This window comes from Kitasatospora sp. NPDC101447 (assembly GCF_044767225.1).
Taxonomy (GTDB): domain Bacteria; phylum Actinomycetota; class Actinomycetes; order Streptomycetales; family Streptomycetaceae; genus Kitasatospora.
This window is the reverse complement of sequence record NZ_JBIWNL010000016.1, coordinates 14610-36003: the sequence shown is the minus strand read 5'-3', so window position 1 is coordinate 36003 and position 21394 is coordinate 14610. Positions and strand designations below refer to the sequence as shown.

Annotated in this window: 19 protein-coding genes and 1 pseudogene; 10 read left to right on the top strand and 10 right to left on the bottom strand. The window is 74.0% G+C overall.

Features of this window, described 5'->3' with window-relative positions; all coding sequences use genetic code 11:
* Nucleotides 1-131: 131 nt before the first annotated feature.
* The 6 genes from ACIRST_RS23000 to ACIRST_RS22975 form a co-directional block, all read right to left on the bottom strand.
* Complete coding sequence (locus ACIRST_RS23000; protein ID WP_350521410.1) at nt 132-485, bottom strand: DUF742 domain-containing protein; 354 nt, start codon at nt 483-485, stop codon at nt 132-134.
* Nucleotides 482-913, bottom strand: coding sequence for a roadblock/LC7 domain-containing protein (locus ACIRST_RS22995; RefSeq protein ID WP_350521411.1), 432 nt, complete (start codon nt 911-913; stop codon nt 482-484). Before ACIRST_RS22995 ends, ACIRST_RS23000 begins: the two co-directional genes overlap by 4 nt.
* Entirely contained in the window at nt 910-2886 is a 1977-nt protein-coding gene (locus tag ACIRST_RS22990) for an ATP-binding protein (RefSeq protein ID WP_402803997.1), read from the bottom strand. Before ACIRST_RS22990 ends, ACIRST_RS22995 begins: the two co-directional genes overlap by 4 nt.
* Before the next feature lie 148 nt (nt 2887-3034).
* Nucleotides 3035-4048 carry an MBL fold metallo-hydrolase gene (locus tag ACIRST_RS22985; protein ID WP_350521413.1) on the bottom strand — a complete coding sequence of 338 codons (1014 nt, stop codon included), beginning with the start codon at nt 4046-4048 and terminating at the stop codon, nt 3035-3037.
* A gap of 120 nt (nt 4049-4168) precedes the next feature.
* A complete protein-coding gene (locus tag ACIRST_RS22980; protein ID WP_350521414.1) occupies nt 4169-4972 on the bottom strand; it encodes a hypothetical protein in 804 nt (267 codons plus the stop codon).
* A 117-nt stretch (nt 4973-5089) separates the two neighbouring features.
* Entirely contained in the window at nt 5090-6010 is a 921-nt protein-coding gene (locus ACIRST_RS22975) for a GNAT family N-acetyltransferase (protein WP_402803995.1), read from the bottom strand.
* Between the two features lie 269 nt (nt 6011-6279).
* Here ACIRST_RS22975 and ACIRST_RS22970 point away from each other — a divergent pair.
* The 3 genes and pseudogenes from ACIRST_RS22970 to ACIRST_RS22960 all read left to right on the top strand — a co-directional run bounded on the left by ACIRST_RS22970 (nt 6280) and on the right by ACIRST_RS22960 (nt 9583).
* Nucleotides 6280-7589, top strand: a pseudogene (locus tag ACIRST_RS22970) (DUF692 domain-containing protein).
* A gap of 30 nt (nt 7590-7619) precedes the next feature.
* Nucleotides 7620-8705, top strand: coding sequence for a TIGR04222 domain-containing membrane protein (locus ACIRST_RS22965; protein ID WP_402803994.1), 1086 nt, complete (start codon nt 7620-7622; stop codon nt 8703-8705).
* Nucleotides 8706-8800: 95 nt separating this feature from the next.
* Nucleotides 8801-9583, top strand: coding sequence for a TIGR04222 domain-containing membrane protein (locus tag ACIRST_RS22960; protein ID WP_350521417.1), 783 nt, complete (start codon nt 8801-8803; stop codon nt 9581-9583).
* 98 nt (nt 9584-9681) lie between these two features.
* On the opposite strand, the gene hemQ is transcribed toward ACIRST_RS22960, so the two are convergent.
* The 3 genes from hemQ to ACIRST_RS22945 are packed head-to-tail and all read right to left on the bottom strand — an operon-like array spanning nt 9682 to nt 12459.
* Nucleotides 9682-10407 (bottom strand): hydrogen peroxide-dependent heme synthase, encoded by a 726-nt coding sequence (gene hemQ, locus ACIRST_RS22955; protein ID WP_396546994.1) that lies wholly within the window; start codon nt 10405-10407, stop codon nt 9682-9684.
* On the bottom strand, nt 10404-11834 hold the full coding sequence (hemG, locus tag ACIRST_RS22950; RefSeq protein ID WP_402803991.1) for a protoporphyrinogen oxidase: 1431 nt from the start codon (nt 11832-11834) through the stop codon (nt 10404-10406). The genes hemQ and hemG overlap by 4 nt, the downstream gene beginning before the upstream one ends.
* A 34-nt stretch (nt 11835-11868) precedes the next feature.
* Nucleotides 11869-12459: a Uma2 family endonuclease gene (locus tag ACIRST_RS22945; protein WP_350521420.1), complete on the bottom strand. Its 591-nt coding sequence runs from the start codon at nt 12457-12459 to the stop codon at nt 11869-11871.
* Between the two features lie 66 nt (nt 12460-12525).
* Between ACIRST_RS22945 and ACIRST_RS22940 the strand changes: the two genes are divergently transcribed.
* On the top strand, nt 12526-12849 hold the full coding sequence (locus ACIRST_RS22940; RefSeq protein WP_350521421.1) for a hypothetical protein: 324 nt from the start codon (nt 12526-12528) through the stop codon (nt 12847-12849).
* Nucleotides 12850-12873: 24 nt separating this feature from the next.
* Nucleotides 12874-13314, top strand: coding sequence for a DUF523 domain-containing protein (locus ACIRST_RS22935; RefSeq protein WP_402803989.1), 441 nt, complete (start codon nt 12874-12876; stop codon nt 13312-13314).
* A 35-nt stretch (nt 13315-13349) separates the two neighbouring features.
* On the opposite strand, the gene hemE is transcribed toward ACIRST_RS22935, so the two are convergent.
* On the bottom strand, nt 13350-14453 hold the full coding sequence (gene hemE, locus ACIRST_RS22930) for a uroporphyrinogen decarboxylase (RefSeq protein WP_402803987.1): 1104 nt from the start codon (nt 14451-14453) through the stop codon (nt 13350-13352).
* A gap of 146 nt (nt 14454-14599) precedes the next feature.
* On the opposite strand from hemE, the gene ACIRST_RS22925 reads away from it, so the two are divergent.
* The 5 genes from ACIRST_RS22925 to ACIRST_RS22905 all read left to right on the top strand — a co-directional run bounded on the left by ACIRST_RS22925 (nt 14600) and on the right by ACIRST_RS22905 (nt 21359).
* Entirely contained in the window at nt 14600-15262 is a 663-nt protein-coding gene (locus ACIRST_RS22925) for a DUF3000 domain-containing protein (RefSeq protein WP_350521423.1), read from the top strand.
* Nucleotides 15263-15582: 320 nt separating this feature from the next.
* Nucleotides 15583-16299 carry a response regulator transcription factor gene (locus tag ACIRST_RS22920; protein ID WP_030288221.1) on the top strand — a complete coding sequence of 239 codons (717 nt, stop codon included), beginning with the start codon at nt 15583-15585 and terminating at the stop codon, nt 16297-16299.
* A 215-nt stretch (nt 16300-16514) separates the two neighbouring features.
* Nucleotides 16515-17759 (top strand): HRDC domain-containing protein, encoded by a 1245-nt coding sequence (locus ACIRST_RS22915; RefSeq protein WP_402803984.1) that lies wholly within the window; start codon nt 16515-16517, stop codon nt 17757-17759.
* Between the two features lie 232 nt (nt 17760-17991).
* The gene (locus ACIRST_RS22910; protein ID WP_350521425.1) at nt 17992-19209 is read left to right on the top strand and encodes an acetyl-CoA C-acyltransferase; all 1218 of its coding nucleotides are present in this window, start codon (nt 17992-17994) and stop codon (nt 19207-19209) included.
* A 2-nt stretch (nt 19210-19211) separates the two neighbouring features.
* Nucleotides 19212-21359, top strand: coding sequence for a 3-hydroxyacyl-CoA dehydrogenase NAD-binding domain-containing protein (locus ACIRST_RS22905; RefSeq protein WP_402803982.1), 2148 nt, complete (start codon nt 19212-19214; stop codon nt 21357-21359).
* Nucleotides 21360-21394 lie beyond the last annotated feature (35 nt).

The following is a 21394-nucleotide window of genomic DNA, read 5'->3' as shown; positions in this document are numbered from 1 at the left end:
GGTCCCGGTCGGGCAGGTAGCCCACCCGGTCCGGCGGCCCCGCGGGGTGGCCGTCGGGGTGGCCGTCGGGGTAGCCGTCGGGCGGGTCGACGGGTGGATCGACGGACCGGCCGACCGGGTCGGCGGCCCGGTCACCGGAGCGCACGGAGTCCAACGAGGAGCCTCTCGACGATGGAGCGGTCGGTCTGCTGGGCGCGCGGGATCGGTGCGCGGGCGTGCAGGCAGCCCGCCTCGACCAGATCGGCCGCGAGGAAGACGGTGGCGCTGACCGGCAGGCGCAGGTGCGCGGCGGCCTCCACCACGGTCAGCGCGCCGGGGCAGAGCAGTTCCCAGAGCCGGCGGTGTTCGGGTTCGAGCCCGGTCGGCGGTTCGGCACGGTCGGCGAACAGGACGGTCAGTCGCTCGAAGCCCTCGGTGCCGGGGCGGCTGCGGCCGCCGGTGGCCAGGTAGGCGGGCACCATCCGCCTGCGGGGGACGGCGGTCATGACCGGCCGGTGTCGCCCTGCCGCCGGCACGGGCTCGCGAGCGCGCGGCCCAGGGCGGCGACCTGCACCTGCATCTGGTACGACACGTTGCCGAGCTGGGCGTCCGGGGTGGTGAACACGGCGAGCGAGGTGTTCTCCCCGGCGGGGACGACGATGGCGTAGCCGAGGTCGGACTCCACCACGGTCTGGGCCAGTCGCGGCCGTTCGGCGTCGGTGAACGCGCCGGTGAAGGCGCGGGCGGCAGCGTGCACGGTGGCGGTCATCGCGGCGACCCGCTCGGCGGAGGCCCGTCCCAGGCTCTCCGAGGCCCCTTCGACCAGGCCGTCCCCGGTGGCGATGACCGCGTGCAGCACCCCCGGCAGCTCCAGCAGCGGGGTCAGCACCCACGAGATCTCGTCGGTGGCGGTCGGGCTGGGCGAGCTGCTCACTGCTCGGCTCCTTCTAAGGTCGTCGGGCCGGTGGTGTGGTCACCGGTGGGGCGGGCGGTGGTGGTGTCGCCGGGGGTGCCGGCGGGGGTGGTGCTGTCCTGGGTCGCGGCGCCTGCGCGGTCGGCGGCCTCGCGCTGGGCACTCGCGCGTTCGGCGGCTGCACGGTCGGCACTCTCGCGTTCGGCCTGTGCGACGGCGGCCCGGCCGGAGTCGGTGCCCTGCTGCAGCGCCTGCCAGCGGGCGGCGGCCCGCTCGGGGGACCGACCGGGGGCGTCGGATCCGCCGGCGGATCCCACCGCGGACCCGACGGACGAGCCCGCGGTGGCGGCGGGCGCACCGGCCTCCTCGGGGGCCAGCGGACGGCGGCGGCGCCGGGTGGGCAGGCCGGTGCCGTCGTCGGCCGGGGCGTCACCGGAGGCCCGGGCGGCGGAGGCGCCGTCGGAAGCCTGGGAGGCCTGGGAGGCCGGGGCGGCCTCGGACGCGGGGGAGGTCCGGCCGTCCGGGACCGCCGCGTCCCCCGACGGGCCGCCGGTGCCCGGGTCGGGCACCACGCGGATGGCCGGTGCCGGGTGCGGTCCGGGCTGGTGGTGGCGGTCGGCGAGCTGCGGGCCGTCCTGCTCGTCGGCGTCGCGCATCGGCGGGACGGCGGCGACGGTGGGCGCGGACGCGGGGCCGGACCCGGCCCGCAACGGCAGCGGGGTGAGCACCGACAGCGGCTGCTCGTCGTCGACGACGGTCACCAGCCCGGCCGGGATGCGCAGGATGGTCCGCATGCCGCCGTACGGCGAGGGCTCGATGTGGCAGGAGAAGCCGTACTGACGGGCGAGCTTGCCGATCACCGCGAAGCCGGTCTTGGGCGGGTTCCCGAGCTCGGTGAGCAGGAGGTCCGGCGGGCCGGAGAGCAGTCGGCGGGCGCGGCGCAGCTGGTCCTCGTCCATGCCGATGCCGCTGTCGTCGATGATCACCAGCGCGCCGCGGCCGCCCTGCTGGACGGTGACCGGGACGTCGGTCTCCGGGTGGGAGTAGGCGGTGGCGTTGGCGAGCAGTTCGGCGATGGTGACGGCGATCGGCTCGGCGGCCCGGGCGACGACCGCGAGCCGGTGCTCCCGCAGGTGGTTGGCGACCTTGACCCGGGCGTAGCCCGGCACCCGGGAGAGGGCGCCGACGACGACCTCGGCGAGCGGCGAGTCGGTGCGGGCCAGGCCCGGCCAGGCCTCGCAGAGCACGGCGACGGTCTGGATCCGGCGCAGCGCGACCTCGTTGCGGAAGTCGACCTCCAGCAGCCGGGGGTCGTCGTTGTCGTGCTGGAGCTGCTGGACCAGGCTCTGGATCTGGTACAGCAGGGTCTGGATCCGGGAGGTGGCACCGCGCATCGCGGCGCGGGCGGCGGCATCCACCCGTTCGCGTTCGTCGGCGAGGGCGGCGGCGGTGGCGTCCAGCACGGACTGCAGCGCCCGGACGGCCTCCGGGCCGACGATCTGCGGGTCCAGCGGGCCGACGACCGGGGCGTTGGCGTGGCTGAGCCGTACGGCGGTGGCGGCGACCCGCTCCTGGGCGAGGTGGCCGATCTCGGCGAGCAGCGCGGCGGCGCGCGCCTCGGCGGCGGCCAGGCGGTGGTCGGCCTCCTCGGCGCGGGTGGTCGCCGCGGCGCCCTGCCGCAGGGCGTCCCGGACGGCCTCCTGCGCCTCCCGGGCCACGTCCTGCGCCTCGTGGACGGCGTCCTCGGCGGCGCGGGTGCGGCCCTCCGCCCGCCGGGCCTCGTCGGTGGAGCGCCGGGCGGTCTCCTGGGCCTCGCGCAGTTGCTGCTCGGTGCGGGCGAGGCGGCCCTCGGCGACGCGGGCGCGCTCCTCGCCCCGGGTGAGCGCGGTCTCGGCGGCCGCCGCGCGGGCGACGGCCCCGGCCCGGCTGCGGGCGAGCACGGCCGCGGCCACGGCGGCGACCAGCGCCAGGGCGATCAGCGCGATCTGCGTCATCGGAGTCCTCGGGAGTGCTTGCGGGGCGGGCCGGGCAGGCGGGCGGGCCCGTTTCCGGGCGGGGCATGGGGGGCGGCTTCCCGGCCGGCCCGGTTCCGGGCGGGGCACGGAACCGGGGGCGCGGAGCCGCGGGGCGCGGAGCCGGGTGTCAGTTCCGGGCGGGGCGCGGGCGCGGGATCCGGGCGGCGGGGCCCTCGGCCAGCTCCCGGGCGACCAGGGCGACCTGCCCCATGGCTTCCAGCGCGCCCGGCGCCGCCGAGCCGTCCAGGTGCCGGTACTCGGCGGCGACGGTGAGCACCAGCCGCTCGGGCAGGCCGAGTTCGGGGTGGCGCTGTTCGGCGATCACCCGCCGGGCGGCGTCCAGCGCGGGTATGCCGGCGGCGTGCAGGGCGTGGGCGCGCTCGCGGACGTACGCGAGGTAGCCGATGTGCCCCCGGACGCCGTCGCGGTCGAGCACCGGGCCGTGGCCGGGGACGAAGATCTCCGCGCCGGTGGCCAGGGCCTGCTCGCAGGCGCCGATGACGTTCTCCAGCGGGCCCGCCCAGTGCGAGGGGTGGTCGCCGGGCTGCTCCGGCGTCGAGGAGAAGATGACGTCGCCGGTGAACACCGCGCGCTGGTGCGGGAGGTGGACGATCAGGTCGCCGCCGGTGTGGGCGGCGGGCAGGCTGGTGATCTGCACGGGGTGGCGTCCGACCCGCAGCTCCAGCTCGCCGGTGAAGACGGTGTCCGGGTGCACCGGGTCCGTGGCGGACCAGTCGAAGCGCCCGAAGTGCTCCCTGAGGTAGCCGCCGAGCAGCGAGTCCGGGTCGCTGTCGGTGACCAGGGCGTGCTGCTGCTTCGGGGTGGGCTCCCAGTGGATGTGCTCCAGCGCCTCGCGGGTGGCGATCACCTCGGCGTCCGGCACCACGCCGGCGCCCCACAGGTGGTCGCCGTTGGCGTGGGTGACGACCACCCGGTCGATCTCGACCCCGGCCGGCAGCAGTCGGCGGCTCGCGGCGAGGAACTCCCCCGCCATCGAGGGGTCGTAGGGCGTGTCGATCCAGAGCGCGGTCGTGTCGGAGGCCAGCAGTCCGCAGTTGGCCAGGCCCCAGCCCCGCTTCGGGGGGAGCCACACGTACAGGTCCTCGGCAATCGCGCTCACGTTCGCACGGTTGATCGTCATGTGCGCGATTATGCCCATGATGCGTCAAGGGCGGGGCAAAACCTGTACGAATAGCCGGAGTTCATGGCCTGCTCTCGCCCGTCTGTCCGGATTCGCACCGCAGGTCCGAGACCAATCGTCTCACTGGTCGGGACGACTGACGGACACCTCGCCCCGGAAGCCCGACGGGACGTCCGACCGGGGTGCGGGCAGGACCCGGCAGACCTCGACCGTGACGTCCACGGTGTCCAGCCCGATCACCCGGCCCTCCACCGCGGCGAATCCTTTCTCCCCCGAGCGGAAGAGCGTCGCCAGCGGGGAGTTCCGGCTCGCCGCCGTCAGCGCCTCCACCGCCATCGCGGAGCCGAAGGCGAACACCCCGCAGAGCACGACGCAGGGCGCGTGCCGGGGCGTGCGGGTGACGAAGACGAAGCCGTGGTCGCGGATCAGCTCCCCGGCCGGATTGAACAGCGCCTCGAAGGTCATCCCGCCCCAGCGGGCGCGGGCCGCCTCCGGGTACTCGATCGCGAAGTCCGGGAACACCGCGTCCAGCACGCCGCCGGAGTAGGCGTTGACGCTCGGGCCGCCGATCGAGAAGGTCGGCATCCGCGGGTCCTGCGCGCCCGCCACCACCAGCTCGATCGTCGCCTTCCGGTTGACCTTGCGCAGCAGGTCGGTGAGTTCCGCTATCGCCCTCGCCTCGGCCATCGGCATGAACAGCACGTTCTTCGGCCCGCGGCTGGTCAGCTGGCAGCCGTCCGAGGTGAGGGCGAACTCCGCGACCTCGATGCTCGGCGTGATGATCTGCACCCGGCTGTACGGCGCGAGCAGCGCCCGCAGGAAGCCGTAGCGCAGGAACAGTCTCGTCCGGGCGAGGGAGCGGGCCGCGAGGAAGCCGATCACGGCCGGCACCGATGCGATCAGTACCTGGAGCAGGATGTCCATATCATCCCCCCGGAGGAAGACTCGACCACGAACCGTACGCCCTGGTTAAGTCCCCGCCCATGGCCGGAAATACCCCCCTGACGGCGATTCCGGGTGTCAGAATCACCGCTCCGAGGGTCACTTCAGGCGCTTGATCCCCTTGCGCTCCCCCGCGCAGCGCTCGTACCCCAGCCACGCGTTGACCGCGAGCATCGGCGCGTTGGTCTCGTCGTTGGAGGTGTACGCACGCCGGTAGCCCGCCGCGGCCGCCAGGCGCAGGGACTCCAGCTTGGCCAGCTTGCTCAGGCCGCGCCCGCGGAAGTCCCGGCGGCAGGCGGTGAACGCGGACCAGTAGCGGTCCACCCCGTCGGTCTGCGCCAGGGTGAACGCGGCGGGCTCGCCGTCCACCACGGCGACCACGGTCAGCGTCAGGTCCAGGTCCGGCCGGGCCCAGTCGCCCCGCAGCCACTCCTCGTACTCCAGGGCGTCCATCGGCACCTCGCCGGGCTCGTCCCGGATGGCGTCCGCCTCGACCAGGAACAGCGGGCGGGGGTCGTCCGCCCAGTCGGTGGCCGGGCGCAGCTCGACGTCGGCCGGCCGGACCGGTGCCTGCGGCAGCGGCAGCGTCAGGTCCCGTCCGCCGAACTGCGCGGGACGGCCCGGCTCGTAGCCCCGGGCGGCGGCGAAGGCCAGCGAGGCGGGCTCGTCGTCCAGCCAGGTGTGCAGCTCCGTCACCCCGTGCTCGACCAGGTGCCGTTCGGCCGCGGCCAGCAGCGCGGTCGCGGCGCCGCGGCGCCGGAACTCCGGCAGCACGCTGCCGTTGGCGTACCCGACGCCGACGGTCGTCGTCCCGCGCACCAGCCCGCAGCGCACCGCGCCGACCACCCGGCCGTCGCACTCGGCGACGAAGGTGCGGAAGTGCTCGTCGGGATTCGGCCGGTCGTTCAGCCACAGCAGGGCCTCGGCGCTCAGCACCAGGTGCTCGCGCCCGGCCCGGTGGGCGGCCGCCACGGCGGCGGCGTCGTCGGGGTGGAATTCACGGATCGTCAAAGAAGTCATGGATTCCCACGCTAGCCGCGCCGCCCGCGCACCGCCTCCGAATTTCCGCCCGCGAAAGGGGGCCCCAGCTGCGGGAACGGCCGCGGCGGAGGGCCGGAGCCGGGCCTTCCGGGGCGGCAAGCTCAAATAATGCTCTGAGAAGACCGGGTGAGGCTTGGCAGCCACCCCGCCCGGGGACATCCTCAGCAACACGGCCGCGGAAAGCCCGGCGACGACGCCCGCACCACCCGACGGCCCTCCCACCCCAGCCCTCCGAAGGGGGCGAACCCATGACTTCCGCTGCCCTGGACCGGCCCGTACCGGCCACCGGCCCCGCCGCCCCCACCCGCCTGGGTGTCGGCCTCGGCTGGCGCCCGGAGATCGACACCGTGGTCGAGCGCCAACCCGGCCTGGACTGGGTCGAGGTCGTCGCCGAGAACGTCTGCGCCGGCCACCTGCCCGACTCGCTGACGGCGCTGCGCGAGCGCGGCGTCACCGTCGTCCCGCACGGCGTCGGCCTCGGTCTCGGCGGCGCCGAGCTGCCCGACCCCGGCCGTCTCGCCCGACTCGCCGACACCGTGCTGGCGCTCGGATCCCCGCTGGTCACCGAGCACCTGGCCTTCGTCCGGGCCGGCGGTCTGGAGGCCGGTCACCTGCTGCCCGTCCCCCGCACCCGGGACTCGCTGCGGGTGATCGCCGAGAACGTCCGGATCGCCCAGGACCAGCTCCCGGTGCCACTCGCCCTGGAGAACATCGCCGCTCAACTCGCTTGGCCGGACGACGAGTTCACCGAAGGGCAGTTCCTCGCCGAGCTGGTCGGCCGCACCGGCGTCCGGCTGCTGATCGACGTCGCCAACCTGCACACCAACCGGGTCAACCTCGGCGTCGACCCGGCCGCCGAACTCGACCGCCTCCCGCTGGAGGCGCTCGCCTACGTCCACGTCGCCGGCGGCACCCTGGTCGACGGGACCTGGCACGACACGCACGCCCACCCCGTCACCGAGCCGGTGCTGGAGGTGCTGGCCGAGCTCTGCGCGCGGGTGGCGCCGCCCGGCGTCCTGCTGGAGCGGGACGCGAACTTTCCGCCGCCCAGTGAGCTGGCCGGTGAACTGGACGCCATCCGCCGGGTGCTGGAGGGGAGCACCCGGTGACGAGCGACCCGACCACGGCGACCGGCCCGACCGCAGCCCCGGAGGCCACCGGCACCGCCGGTGCCCGGGAGCGGCTGGCCCGGCGCCAGGAGGAGCTGCTGGCCGCCCTGGTGGCCGGCGGGCCCGTCCCGCCCGGCTTCGACCCGGTCCAGGTCCGCGTCCAGTCCACCGGCCTCGCCGCCAAGCGGCGCGACACCACCGCGAAGGTGGCCCCGGACCTGCCCCGCCTGCTCGGCGACCGGTACGGGCCGCTCTTCCTCGACTACGCCCGCACCCACCCGCAGACCGGCGGCTACCGCGCCGACGCCCGGGCCTTCGCCCAGTGGGTGCTCACCGACGGCGGCCCGACCGCCGCCCACCACCGCCGGGCCCTGGAGCAGTGGCTCCACCCGGCACCCGTACGGCCGCCCGGCCCGCTCGCCCGCCTTCGCCGGGCCCTGCGCGGCTAGCGACCCATCGTCATCCCGGGGGAACCGCCCATGTGGCACAACAGCTACTTCGTCGTCCCGGCCGTCCTGCTGGCGGCCGCCGCCCTGTACGCCTCCCGGACCCGGCAGCACATCGGCCGCGTCCGGTACGCCAAGGGCCTGCCCGGCCGCGGTCTGCCGCTGCTGGACACCGCGTTCCTGTCCGGCGGGCCGGGCCGGGTGTTCGACACCGCGCTGGTCCGGATGCACCTGGCCGAGCAGGTCGTGATCAGCCGCTCCGGCCTGGTCACGCTCACCGGCGGCAAGCCGTACGACGCCGTCGACCAGGCGGTCCACGAGGCCGTCGGCCCCACCGGCAGCCGGGAGATCGGCCCGCTGCGCCGGATGGTGATGCGCTCGGACGCCGTCCAGGAGATCGGTGGCCGGCTCGCCGACCGCGGCCTGCTGCGCCGCCCCGAGCGACTGCGGCGGGCCCGCACCGCCCGCCGGCTGCTCTGGCTCGCGATGCTCGTCGTCGTGGCCTTCGCCGTCGCCGCCGCGCTGCTCGACGACGGCGCCCCCGGCCACGACCGCCCTCACCTCTGGATCCCGGGCCTCCTGCTGTTCGTGGGCGCCGTCACGCTGCTGGCCACCTGGCCGGTCAGGGGCCGGATCACCCCGGCCGGGGCACGCCAGCTGACCCTGATGGGCGGCTCGCCGTGGACGCCCGGCTCGGGGGTGCCGCCCATGCTGGCGGGCGGCGCGCTGCTGGGCGCGCTCGCACTCGGCGGGCTGGCCGCCGCCGGGCTGGAGAACCAGGAGCTGGAGGCCGCGATGCTCGGCGCGACGGCCGAGGAGGAGGAAATGATGCGACAGGCTTCCACGAGCTCGTCCTGGTTCACGAACTCCTCGTCCTCGTCCTCGTCTTCCTCCTCCTCGTGCTCGTCCTCCTCGTGCTCGTCCGGCAGCCCCGCCACCTGGTGCGGCTCCTCCGACTCCGGTTCCTCCGGCGGGGGCAGCGGCTGCGGCTCGTCCAGCTGCGGCTCCTCCTCCGGCAGTTGCGGCTCGTCCTCCTCCAGCTGCGGCTCGTCCTCCAGCTGCGGTTCCTCGTCCTCCAGCTGCGGATCGAGCTGCGGCGGGGGCGGCTGCGGCTCCTGACCGGCCCCGGTTCGTCCCACGACCGACGTCACAGTTCGGTATCGCGGACCGGGAAGGCGTTCCCCGCGCCATCGGGCCAGGCATACAACAAGCCCATGTGGTTGCTCTTCCTCATACCGGCCTGTGTCGCGGCGGTCCTCTCCTGCCTCCGGCTGGTCCGGATGACCGCCACCGCCGACGCCCTGGCCGAACAGGACGGGCTGCGCCCACCGGAAGCCGTCGGCATCGGGCTGTACGAGACCGCCTACCTGGCCGGCGGCCCGGACCGGGTGGTCGAACTGGCCCTCGTCCTGATGGCCGGCCGGGGCCGGCTGCACCTGGCGCACACCGGCTGGACCACCGTGGTCGACCCCAAGGGCCGCAGCCGCCTGGAGCGGGCGATCATCGCCACCGTCGGCCCGGAAGGCCAGTGCCGCACGGACGAGCTGCGCCGGGCGATGGCCGAGCACCCCACCGTGCTGGAGATCGGCGCCCGGCTCGCACTGGCCGGCCTGGCCACCCCGGCCCTGGTGCAGCGCAGCACCGTCGTGGTCGTCCGGCAGGTCCGGCACGCGCTGCTGCTCTCGCTGGTCCTGCTGGCCGCCTCGCTGGCGGTCAGCGGCTTCACCGGCGGTGACACCCTCACCCCGCTCGCCTGGTTCTCCCTGCCGCTGGTGCTCACCTCGGGCACCCTGCTGATGGCCCGGGTGGACGTCTACCCCTACACCCGCTGGGCCTCCCCGATCGGCCAGGAGGTGCTGCGGGAGGTCCGCCCGGCCCGCCAGCGCGGCCTCGCCGACGACGAGGAGCGCGAACTGCTCACCGCCGTCGCCATGAACGGCCCGGCCGTCCTCCCCGACGCCCGTCTCCGCGCCGCCCTGCGCCCGCACCGCACCTGACCCGGATCCGGCTGCAGGGCGACGCCCGGGGGCCCGGGAACGCCGGAGGCCGGCTCCCCTCGTGCGGGGAGCCGGCCTCCGGACGGAGTGCGGGTGGCTCAGGCCAGGCCGCCCAGCAGCTCGCTGACCGGCTTGCGGCGGCCGGTGAAGAACGGCACCTCCTCGCGGACGTGCAGCCGGGCCCGGGAGGGGCGCAGGTCGCGCATCAGGTCCACGATCCGGTGCAGCTCGTCCGCCTCGAAGGCGAGCAGCCACTCGTAGTCGCCGAGCGCGAACGAGGCCACCGTGTTGGCCCGCACGTCCGGGTAGCCGCGCGCCATCTTGCCGTGCTCGGCGAGCATCGCGCGCCGCTCCTCGTCCGGCAGCAGGTACCACTCGTAGGAGCGCACGAACGGGTACACGCAGACGTAGTCGCGTGCGCGCTCGTCGGCGAGGAAGGCCGGGATGTGCGACTTGTTGAACTCGGCCGGGCGGTGCAGCGCCATGTTCGACCAGACCGGCTCCAGCCGGCGGCCCAGGCCGGTGCGGCGGAAGCGGTTGTACGCCTCCTGCAGGTCGTCCGAGTCGGCGGCGTGCCACCAGACCATGATGTCGGCGTCCGCGCGCAGACCGGAGACGTCGTACGTGCCGCGCACGGTCACGTCCTTCGCGGCCAGCTGCTCGAACAGCTCGTCCACCTCGGCGGCCAGGGCGGCACGGTCCTCGGGCAGGGCGTCCTTGAGCTTGAACACCGACCACATGGTGTAGCGGATGACCTGGTTCAGGTCGCGCGCCTTCTTCTTCTCGGGTCGCTGCTCCGGCTCCCGCTCAACGCTCTCAGTCATGCGCCCATTGTCCTCTCCGTGGAACGTTCCCCGGTCTCCGGGGTCAACAGTCTGTCGACGGCGGCCACCGCGGCGGCCGCCGAGCCGATGCACGCCGGAATGCCCACCCCGTCGTACGCGGCGCCGCACAGCGCCAGCCCGCCCACCTGCTCGGCCGCCGCCCGGACCCGGGCCACCTTCTCCGGGTGGCCCACCGGGTACTGCGGCAGACCGGCCTCGAAGCGCGAGACGAAGGTGTCGTACGGCCGGGCGGTCAGCCCGATCGCCTCCCCCAGGTCCGCCAGCGAGCGCGCCACCAGCTCCTCGTCCGGCAGGCCCAGCGCCTCGTCCTCGCGGTGCCGGCCCAGCGAGGTGCGCAGCAGGAACGCGTCCGGCGCGGAACGCTCCAGCCAGCCCCACTTGTTGGAGGAGAAGGTGGACGCCTTGATCCGCCGGCCGTCCACCGGCGGCACCAGGAAACCGCTGCCGCTCGGCGGCTCGGCCAGGTCGGAGCGGCGGAACGCCAGGGTCACCAGTGCCATGCCCGCGTACTCGACGGTGTCCAGTTCGGCGGCGGCCGCCGGGGCGTCCGCGCGCAGCAGCCGGGCCGCGGCCGGGGCCGGGACGGCCAGCACCACGGCGTCCGCGTGCAGCACCTCGCCGCCGGTCCGCACCCGCCAGCCGTCGGGGGTGCGGCGGAGCTCGTCCACGGGGGCGTCCGTGCGCAGGTCCACGCCCGCCTCGGCGCAGGCCGCGGCGACCGCCTCCGGCAGGGTGCCGAGGCCGCCGCGCAGACCGTTGAACACCGGGGTGCCGACCACCTGCGGCCGGGAGGCCAGCTCGTGCACCCCCTCGACCAGCGAGCCGCCGCCCCGGGCGATCCCCAGCAGCTGCGGCACCGCGGCGCGCAGCGAGATCTCGTCCGCACGCCCGGCGTAGACCCCGCCCAGCAGCGGCTCGACCAGCCGGTCCACCACCTCCCGGCCCAGCCGGTCGGCGACGTAGCGGCCGATCGCGACGTCCTCCCCCACGTCGGTGGGCTGCTCGTGCCGGGCCCGCTCCAGCCCCTCGGCGGTGAGCACGCCGGAGGCCGCCAGTGCCTCCAGGTCGCCCGGCACCCCCATCACCTGCCCGCCCGGCAGCGGCCGCAGCGCCCCGCGGGTCCAGATCGCGGCCTTCGCGGTGGTCGGCGGCTCCAGCTGCTCCGCCAGTCCGACCGCCCGCGCCAGCTCCACCGCCTCCGGCCGCCGGGCCAGCACCGACTCGGCCCCGAGGTCCACCCGGACCCCGCCGACCTCACCGCCCCACAGCTTCCCGCCGACCCGCCCGGACGCCTCCAGCAGCGTCACCCGAGCCCGCGCGGGCCCCCCGGCCGCCCCACTCAGGAAAGCGGCCGCAGCCAGCCCCGCGATCCCACCACCGACGACGACGACCTGTGCATCCGACATGCTCCGCAGTCTCGCAGGTCTTTACACGGACTCCTCAATCCGCTGCACGCCCGCCGCTCGGCACCAGCGCGTCCAGATCGATCGCGATCGAGAACGGCACCGGGCGTTCGATCTTGCCGCGGAAGATCCCGGCCGGGGCGTAGGCGCTCGTCGCCTCGTCCAGCTCGTAGACGTGCACGACCGGCAGGCCCGCCTCCTCCTCCACGATCCAGTAGTGCGGGATGCCCGCCTCGGCGTACTTGCGGACCTTGACGGTGCGGTCCCGGTGCGCGGATTCCGGCGAGACGACCTCGACGACGAGCGCCACCTCCTCGGGAGCGAACTGCGTCCGGTCCGGGTCGAACGCAGCCTTGACGACGAGGACGTCGGGCTCGGGCCGGTTCCGCTTGTCGAGCTTGATCGTCATCTCCCGTCCGACCCTGTGGCCCTCCGGCAGCTGCCGCCGCAGTGTGTACACGAGGTCCGTGACGACATCACCGTGCCACCAGCGCTGGGGAGACATCATGAAGACCAGTGCTCCATCGATCAGTTCGGTGTGCCGCGGCGCCTGCGGCAGGTGGTCGAGGTCATCGGCGAACCAACCCTCGGCTCTGGGCGCGTACATCCAGTCCGGCAGCTCACTCATGCCCCCAAGATAGCGAGATCGGCGTCCCGGTATCCGGCTGCACGGGCGGTGTGCTATCGGAATGCCATGACGTATCTGAGGGGCGAGGCGGTCCGGTGGGTGGAGGACGGGTGCCCGGGGTGGGTGGAGGTCTGCTTCACGGACGCGGACGGGCGGCGGTGGTCCGTGATCGACAAGACCGCGATGTTCGGGACGGAGCAGGCGCTCGGGCCGGACGCCTGGCTCGACGTCGACTCGCCGTACCCGGTGCCGGTCGAGATCGACTGCACGGTGCTGGAAACCGGCCCGGACGGGGTGGCCACGGTGTCCATCCACCGGCCGCACGGCCTCGAAACCGTGTGCGGGCAGCGGGAGTTCAGGGTCCGCCGGGACCGGCTCGTCGAGGACTGACCGCAGTTCCGTAGGCTCGACCACATGGAACCGATCGTGGTGAGCGCGTGCCTGGCCGGGATCCCCTGCCGGTACGACGGGCGGGCGAAGACCTCGGCGGACGCCGTGCGGCTGGTCGAGGAGGGGCGGGCCGTGGTGGTGTGCCCGGAGGGGGCGGGCGGGTTGCCGACGCCGCGGCCGCCGGCGGAGATCGTGGGCGGGGACGGCGCGGCCGTGCTGGACGGGCGGGCGCGGGTGGTGGACGCGACCGGGGCGGACTGCACCGGGGAGTTCCTGGCCGGCGCCCGGGCGGCGCTCGCCGCCGCCGAGTCGGCGGGGGCGCGGCGGGCGGTGCTGATGGCGCGCAGCCCGTCCTGCGGCTGCGGGCAGGTGTACGACGGGACGTTCTCCGGGGAGCTGCGCCCCGGCGACGGGGTGACGGCCGCGCTGCTGCGGCGCGCGGGGATCGAGGTCGCCGCCGGGTAGCGGGCCCCGGGACGGGGCCCGCCACCGCGGGCGGGTCAGCGCGCGCTGGCCTCGTGGACGAAGGCGACGAGGCGGCTGAGCGCGTCCGGGTCCATGGACGGCAGCACGCCGTGGCCGAGGTTGAAGATGTGGCCGCTGGTGCCGAGCGCCTGGGCGGCGTGCAGCACCTCGCGGGCCTTGGTCTCGACGACCTTGGTGGGCGCGAAGAGCACCGCCGGGTCGAGGTTGCCCTGCAGGCCCTTGCCGGGGCCGACCCGCTCGGCGGCGACGTTCAGCGGCACCCGCCAGTCGACGCCGACGATGTCCGCACCGGCCTGGCCCATCAGGCCGAGCAGCTCGCCGGTGCCGACGCCGAAGTGGATCTTCGGCACGCCGTACTCGGCGACGGCGTCGAAGACCTTGGTGCTGGCCGGCAGCACCGAGCGGCGGTAGTCGTCCGGCGCGAGCGAGCCGACCCAGGAGTCGAACAGCTGGATCGCCGAGGCGCCCGCCTCGATCTGCACCTTCAGGAAGGCCGAGGTGATGTCGGCGAGCCGGTCCACCAGGGCGGCCCACAGCTCGGGCTGCCCGTACATCATGGCCTTGGTGTTCTCGTGGTTCTTGGACGGCCCGCCCTCGACCAGGTAGCTGGCCAGCGTGTACGGCGCGCCGGCGAAGCCGATCAGCGGGGTCTCGCCGAGCTCGTCCACCAGCAGGCCGATGGCCTCGGTGATGTAGGGGACGTCGTCCGGCTCCAGGGGGCGCAGCCGCTGCAGGTCCTCGAAGGTGCGGATCGGGTCGGCGATGACCGGGCCGACGCCGGCCTTGATGTCGACGTCGATGCCGACCGCCTTGAGCGGCACCACGATGTCGCTGAAGAAGATCGCCGCGTCCACCTTGTGCCGGCGCACCGGCTGCAGGGTGATCTCCTTGACCAGCTCGGGCCGCATGCAGGACTCCAGCATGGGGATGCCCTCGCGGACCTTCAGGTACTCGGGCAGCGAGCGGCCGGCCTGGCGCATGAACCAGACGGGCGTGTGCGGCACCGGCTCGTTCCGGCAGGCGCGCAGGAACGCGGAGTCGTACGCGGCGCCGCGGCGCGCGGGGGTGGTCCGGCCGTCGTTGCTGGCCGCCGTCGTGTCTGCCGTAGTCTCGCTCACGCGTCAAATCTTCGCACGCGTCCCGGGGGCCTCTTCCCGGCCGGTCTCGTCGGTTCCTCCAAGATCTGCCGGGGTTTGCCGTTCCGGCACGCCGCTGGGAGAGAAGTTGCGGCGATAACCCGTGCTTTCGACCTAGTCTTCGGGTCATGGCAGCGGTCGGAGGGCACCCCGCGCAGGGTGGCGGAGCAGGTGGCGGAACGGGTCGCGAGGGGGCGCCGAGCGAGTTCCGGGCTGCCGTGGCGGCCCTGGACGGGGCCCGGCTGCGGCCCGAGGTGCAGCTCTCCCCCGCGCCGGCGCCGCGCCGGCTCGCCCCGCACTCCTTCGCGGTGACCGCCGCGGTCGAGGTGGACGGCGAGGAGCTGGCGGACGGCCGGCTGGTACTGCTGTACGACCCGGCCGGGCAGGAGTCCTGGAACGGGGAGTTCCGGGTGGTCACGATGACCCGGGCCGAGCTGGAGCCGGAGATGGCCGGCGACCCGATGCTGTGCGAGGTCGGCTGGGCCTGGCTGCTCGACGCGCTGCAGGCGCACGGCGCCGGGTACGCGGAGCCGTCCGGCACGGTGACCAGGTGCGCGTCCCAGTACTTCGGCGGTCTGGCGGACCGCCCGTCGTCGACCGAGATCGAGATCCGGGCCTCCTGGACGCCGGCCGACGGCCGTTTCGAGCGGCACCTGGCGGCCTGGGCGGACCTGCTCTGCATCAGCGCCGGCCTGCCGCCGGCCGCGCCGACGCCGCAGGGGCCGCCGGAGGTGCCGTCACTCGGTGGAGTGGTCCCGATGCCCGCCCGGCGACGCCCCAGGTCGCACTGACGGGTGGTGTCGGGGCCCGGCGGCACCGGACGGCCGGACGCCACCCCCAGGGCTGACGGAGTGTGAACTCGGACCCGCTCTGCGTCAATAACGCGGTCGATACCAACTGGTTTGCATCGAATCTGATCGATTTTGTGCGAATACGAGGCATGTCGCATCAATCATTTGCGCGATTTGTCCGTATTGTTACTCACTAGATCGTGATCTTTCGCTAAAGCCGGGCACGGTAGCTGCCGAAGCAGACTGTGACCCTTTCCGAACGCGGAACACTCCGACCGCCCCCATCGGGGTTCCGTCCGCCACTCCCCGCAGGAGGCCTGGTGTCGGTCCTTCTTGAGCACCCCGCAAACGTGGTCGCCTACCGCCCGACCAAGCCCACCGCCATGGTGGTCATCGCCGATCCCCGCGTCCGAAACACCGTCACCCGTCACCTGTGGGCGCTCGGCGTCCGCGACGTGATCGAGGTGTCCTCGATCGCCGAGGCCCGCCCCCGGGTCTCCACCCCGCGCGACATCTGCGTCGCCGACGTCCACCTCCCGGACGGCTCCGGACTGACCATCCTCGCCGAGACCCGCGCCGCGGGCTGGCCCAACGGCCTGGCACTGTCCGCCGCCGACGACATCGGCGCGGTCCGCAGCGCACTGGCCGGCGGCGTCAAGGGCTACGTGGTCACCGGCACCCGGACGAACGTCGCGATGCCGGGCCGACCGGGCCTGCCGCTCGGCGCCGCCGGGCTGGCCGGCCGGATGCGCCGCCCCGGGATGCCGGGCATGCCGGGCGCCGCCGGCGCACCGGGCGCCCCCGGAGCCCCCGGTGCGCCGGGCCCGCAGCAGGCCGCCTACCGCGAGCTGTCCGGCCGCGAGGTCGAGGTGCTGCGGCTGGTCGCCGAGGGTCAGTCGAACAAGGCGATCGGCGTGGCGATGGGCCTGTCGGCGCTCACCGTGAAGAGCCACCTCGCCCGGATCGCCCGCAAGCTGGGCACCGGTGACCGCGCCGGAATGGTCGCCGTCGCCCTGCGCACCGGGATCATTCACTGAGCCGAGCGCTCCGGACCGCCGCGGCGGCCGAGGAGGAACGTTTCCTCCTCGGCCGCCGCGCCGGCGTCCACGGCCCGGCCGGCGTCCACGGCCCGGCCGGAGCACGGCCCGGCCGGAACCGAAGCCGGGACGAGAACGGGCGGGCGACCCCGCGGGTGACGGTCTGACCAGTCCGACAACACTCCCGGTCCCGAGGACCGTCGTACCCTTGGTGGGTGACCGACGCCGTAGCAGCCATCCCAGAAGAAGCAGCCCCGGTCCCGCTCCTGGAGCCGAAGGAGGGGATCCCGCCCGTCGTGGCGGACGAGCAGGCGCTGGCCGCCACGGTCGCGGCCTTCGCCGCGGGCACCGGGCCGGTCGCCGTCGACGCCGAGCGCGCCTCCGGCTACCGCTACGGGCAGCGCGCCTACCTCATCCAGCTGCGCCGCGCGGGCTCCGGCTCCGCCCTGATCGACCCGATCGCCTGCCCCGACCTCAGCGCGCTCGACGCCGTCCTCGCCGACGCCGAATGGGTGGTGCACGCGGCCACCCAGGACCTGCCCTGTCTGGCCGAGGTCGGCATGAGACCCCGGCGGCTGTTCGACACCGAGCTGGCCGGGCGGATCGCCGGCTTCGCCCGGGTCGGCCTCGGGCCGATGACCGAGAACGTGCTGGGCCTGAGCCTGGCCAAGGAGCACTCGGCGGTCGACTGGTCGACCCGCCCGCTGCCCGAGCCGTGGCTGCGCTACGCCGCTCTGGACGTCGAGGTGCTGGTCGAGCTGCGCGACGCACTCGAACAGGAGCTGGACGCCCAGGGCAAGCTCGACTGGGCCCTGGAGGAGTTCGCCGCGATCGCCGCCGCGCCCCGCCCGGCGCCGCGCACCGACCCGTGGCGGCGCACCTCGCAGCTGCACAAGGTCCGTCGGCGCCGCCAGCTGGCCGTGGTGCGCGAGCTGTGGCTGGCCCGCGACCGGATGGCGCAGGAGCGCGACGTCTCCCCCGGCCGGGTGCTCTCGGACGCCGCGATCGTCAACGCCGCGCTGGCCATGCCGCTGAACGTCCCCGCACTGCAGGCCGTCCAGGGCTTCGGGCCGCGGGTGCACCGGCGCCAGCTGGAGCAGTGGCTGGCGGCCGTGCAGCGCGGCCGGGAGATCCCGGAGGGCCAGCTGCCGCCGGCCGCCGCACCGCACGACGGCCCCCCGCCGCCGCGGGCCTGGGCCGAGAAGGACCCGGTGGCCGCCGCCCGGCTCTCCGGCGCGCGCAGCGCGGTCAGCGAGCTCGCCGAACGGCACCACCTGCCGGCCGAGAACCTGATCACCCCGGACCTGGTCCGACGCGTCTCCTGGGAGCCCCCGGCCGACCGCGGCCCGGAGGGCGTGGCCGCCGCACTGCGCCGACTGGGCGCCCGGCAGTGGCAGGTGGACCTGGTCGCACCCGCGGTGGCCGCCGCGTTCGCCGCCGCGGCCGCGGTCCAGGGCTGACCCCGACAGGACCTCGAAAGGGGATGTCGTCCGTACGGACGGCATCCCCTTCGTCGCGCCCGGGAACAGCTCTCCTGGTCGGACGTGTCGCGGGACACACGGGCAGATCCGTCCGAGAGGCCTGGGCAGGGTGGTTACCGACCGGTAGCATGACCGTGATGCGGCGCCGCTCGGGTCTTCGCCGGCGGCAGCCTGCCCACCTCAAATGTTGGTCCCTGGGAGGAGAGCCCCCGTGCCTCGTACCGCGAGGGACGTCGTCTTCGTCGATGGCGTCCGCACCCCGTTCGGCAAGGCCGGCCCGAAGGGCATCTACCACGAGACCCGCGCCGACGACCTCGTCGTCAAGTGCATCCGGGAGCTCGTGCGCCGTAACCCGAACCTGCCCGTCGAGCGCATCGACGAGGTCGCCGTGGCGGCCACCACGCAGATCGGCGACCAGGGTCTGACCATCGGGCGCACCGCCGCCCTGCTGGCAGGCCTGCCGAAGTCCGTGCCCGGCTACTCGATCGACCGCATGTGCGCCGGCGCCCTGACCGCCGTGACCGCCACCGCCGGCGGCATCGCCTTCGGCGCGTACGACGTGGTCGTGGCCGGTGGCGTCGAGCACATGGGCCGCCACCCGATGGGCGAGGGCGTCGACCCGAACCCGCGCTTCGTCTCCGAGAAGCTGGTCGACGAGTCCGCCCTGTTCATGGGCATGACCGCGGAGAACCTGCACGACCGCTTCCCGCACATCACCAAGGAGCGCTGCGACGCCTACGCCGTGCGCTCCCAGGAGAAGGCCGCCAAGGCGTACGCCAACGGCGACATCCAGCCCGACCTGGTGCCGATCTCGATCCGCAACACCAACCCCGAGGTCGGCGAGACCGGCTGGGGCCTGGCCACCGTGGACGAGCCGCTGCGCCCGGGCACCACGATGGAGTCGCTGGCCAACCTCAAGACCCCGTTCCGCCCGCACGGCAACATCACCGCGGGCAACTCGGCCGGTCTGAACGACGGCGCCACCGCCTCGCTGCTGGCCGCCGAGGACGTCGCCGAGGAGCTCGGCCTCCCGGTCAAGATGCGCCTGGTCTCCTACGCCTTCGCGGGCGTCGAGCCCGAGGTCATGGGCATCGGCCCGGTGCCGGCCACCGAGAAGGCGCTGGCCAAGGCCGGTCTGACCATCGACGACATCCAGGCGTTCGAGGTCAACGAGGCCTTCGCCGTCCAGGTGCTGGCCTTCCTGGACCACTACGGCATCGCGGACGACGACGAGCGGGTCAACCCGTTCGGCGGCGCGATCGCCTTCGGCCACCCGCTGGCCTCCTCGGGCGTGCGCCTGATGAACCAGCTGGCCCGCCGCTTCGAGCAGCGCCCGGACGTCCGCTACGGCCTCACCACGATGTGCATCGGCTTCGGCATGGGCGGCACCATCATCTGGGAGAACCCGCACTTCGAGGGTGGTAAGTGACCATGAGCACCACGACTGAGCTGCTCCAGCACGGCGCCGAGCTGTTCCCGGGCGAGGTCGTCACGACCGCCCACGTGCGCCACCTGGACCTGCCGCTGCAGGCCGGCAAGCTGGCCCTGATCACCCTGGACAACGGCTTCGACCACACCAAGCCGACCACCTTCGGCCCGGGCTCGCTGCTCAAGCTGTCCGTCGCGCTGGACCAGGTCGAGGCCGAGGCCGCCGAGGGCAAGATCGTCGGCGCCGCGATCACCGGCAAGCCGTTCATCTTCGCGGTCGGCGCCGACCTCAAGGGCGTCGAGCTGCTCAAGGAGCGCGCGGACGCGCTGGCCATCGGCAAGGGCGGCCACGAGGTCTTCAAGCGGATCGCCGCGCTGCCCGTCCCCACCTTCGCCTTCTACAACGGCGCGGCGATGGGCGGCGGCGTCGAGGTCGGCCTGCACGCCGACTACCGCACGGTGTCGGCCGGCGTCCCGGCCTTCTCGCTGCCCGAGGTCTTCCTGGGCCTCGTCCCCGGCTGGGGCGGCTGCACCATCCTGCCGAACCTGATCGGTGCGGGTAAGGCCGTCAAGGTCATCGTCGAGAACTCGATGAACCAGAACAAGCAGCTCAAGGGCAAGGACGTGTTCGAGCTGGGGATCGCCGACGCGATCTTCGAGCCGGCCGACTTCCTGGAGCAGTCGCTGCTGTGGGCCGCCAAGGTCCTCAAGGGCGACGTCGTCGTCGAGCGCGAGGCGATCGACCGCGGCAAGGCCTGGGACGACGCCGTCCTCTGGGGCCGCATGGTCGCCGACGGCAAGGTGCACGGCGCCGCGCCGGCCGCCTACAAGGCGCTGGACATCATCGCCGCCGTCAAGGACGCCGACCTCGCCGACAAGGGCAGCCTGCAGGGCGGCTTCGACGCCGAGGACGAGGCCCTGGCCGACCTCATCATGAGCGGCGAGCTGCGCAGCGGCATCTACGCCTTCAACCTGGTGCAGCGTCGGGCCAAGCGCCCGGTCGGCGCCCCGGACAAGTCGCTGGCCCGCCCGGTCTCCAAGGTCGGCGTCGTCGGCGCCGGCCTGATGGCCTCGCAGCTGGCGCTGCTGTTCGCCCGTCGTCTGGAGGTGCCGGTGGTCCTCACCGACATCGACCAGGAGCGCGTCGACAAGGGCGTCGGCTACGTCCACGCCGAGATCGACAAGCTGCTCGCCAAGGGCCGCATCGGCAAGGACAAGTCCAACCGCCTCAAGGGCCTGGTCACCGGCTCGCTCGACAAGGCCGTCGCCTTCGGCGACGCGGACTTCGTCATCGAGGCCGTGTTCGAGGAGATGGGCGTCAAGCAGACCGTCTTCGCGGACCTGGAGAACGTGGTCTCGCCGACCTGTGTGCTGGCGACCAACACCTCCTCCCTGTCGGTCACCGAGATGGCCTCGAAGCTGAAGCACCCCGAGCGGGTCGTCGGCTTCCACTTCTTCAACCCCGTCGCGATCCTGCCGCTGCTGGAGATCGTCCGCGGCGACAAGACCGACGACGCGTCGCTGGCCACCGCCTTCGCCGTGTCGAAGAAGCTGAAGAAGACCTCGGTGCTGTGCAAGGACGCCCCGGCGTTCGTGGTGAACCGGATCCTGACCCGCTTCATGGGCGAGATCCAGAACATCATCGACGAGGGCACCCCGATCGCCGACGTCGAGAAGGCCGTCGAGCCGCTCGGCCTGCCGATGTCCCCGATCGTGCTGCTGGAGCTGGTCGGCCCGGCCATCGCCCTGCACGTCTCGGAGACCCTGCACGGCGCCTTCCCGGAGCGGTTCACCGTCTCCGAGAACCTCGGCAAGGTCGTCAAGGCCGGCAAGCGCGGCTTCTACACCTGGACGGACGGCCGGCAGGTCCTCGACCCCGAGGTGCTGGAGCTGCTGACCTTCGGCGACTCGGTCCTCACCGAGGAGCAGGTCCGCGCCCGCGCCCTGGAGGCCGTCGCGCAGGAGATCGGCCTGATGCTGGAGGAGGGTGTCGTCGCCGAGGCGCAGGACATCGACCTCTGCATGATCACCGGCGCCGGCTGGCCCTTCCACCTGGGCGGGATCACCCCGTACCTGGACCGTGAGGGCATCTCGGAGCGCGTGAACGGCAAGCCGTTCCTGGCCCCCGGCGTGGCCTCGGTGCCCGCGTAGGGCGTAGCCGCCTGACGGAGGAGCCCCGGTGACCT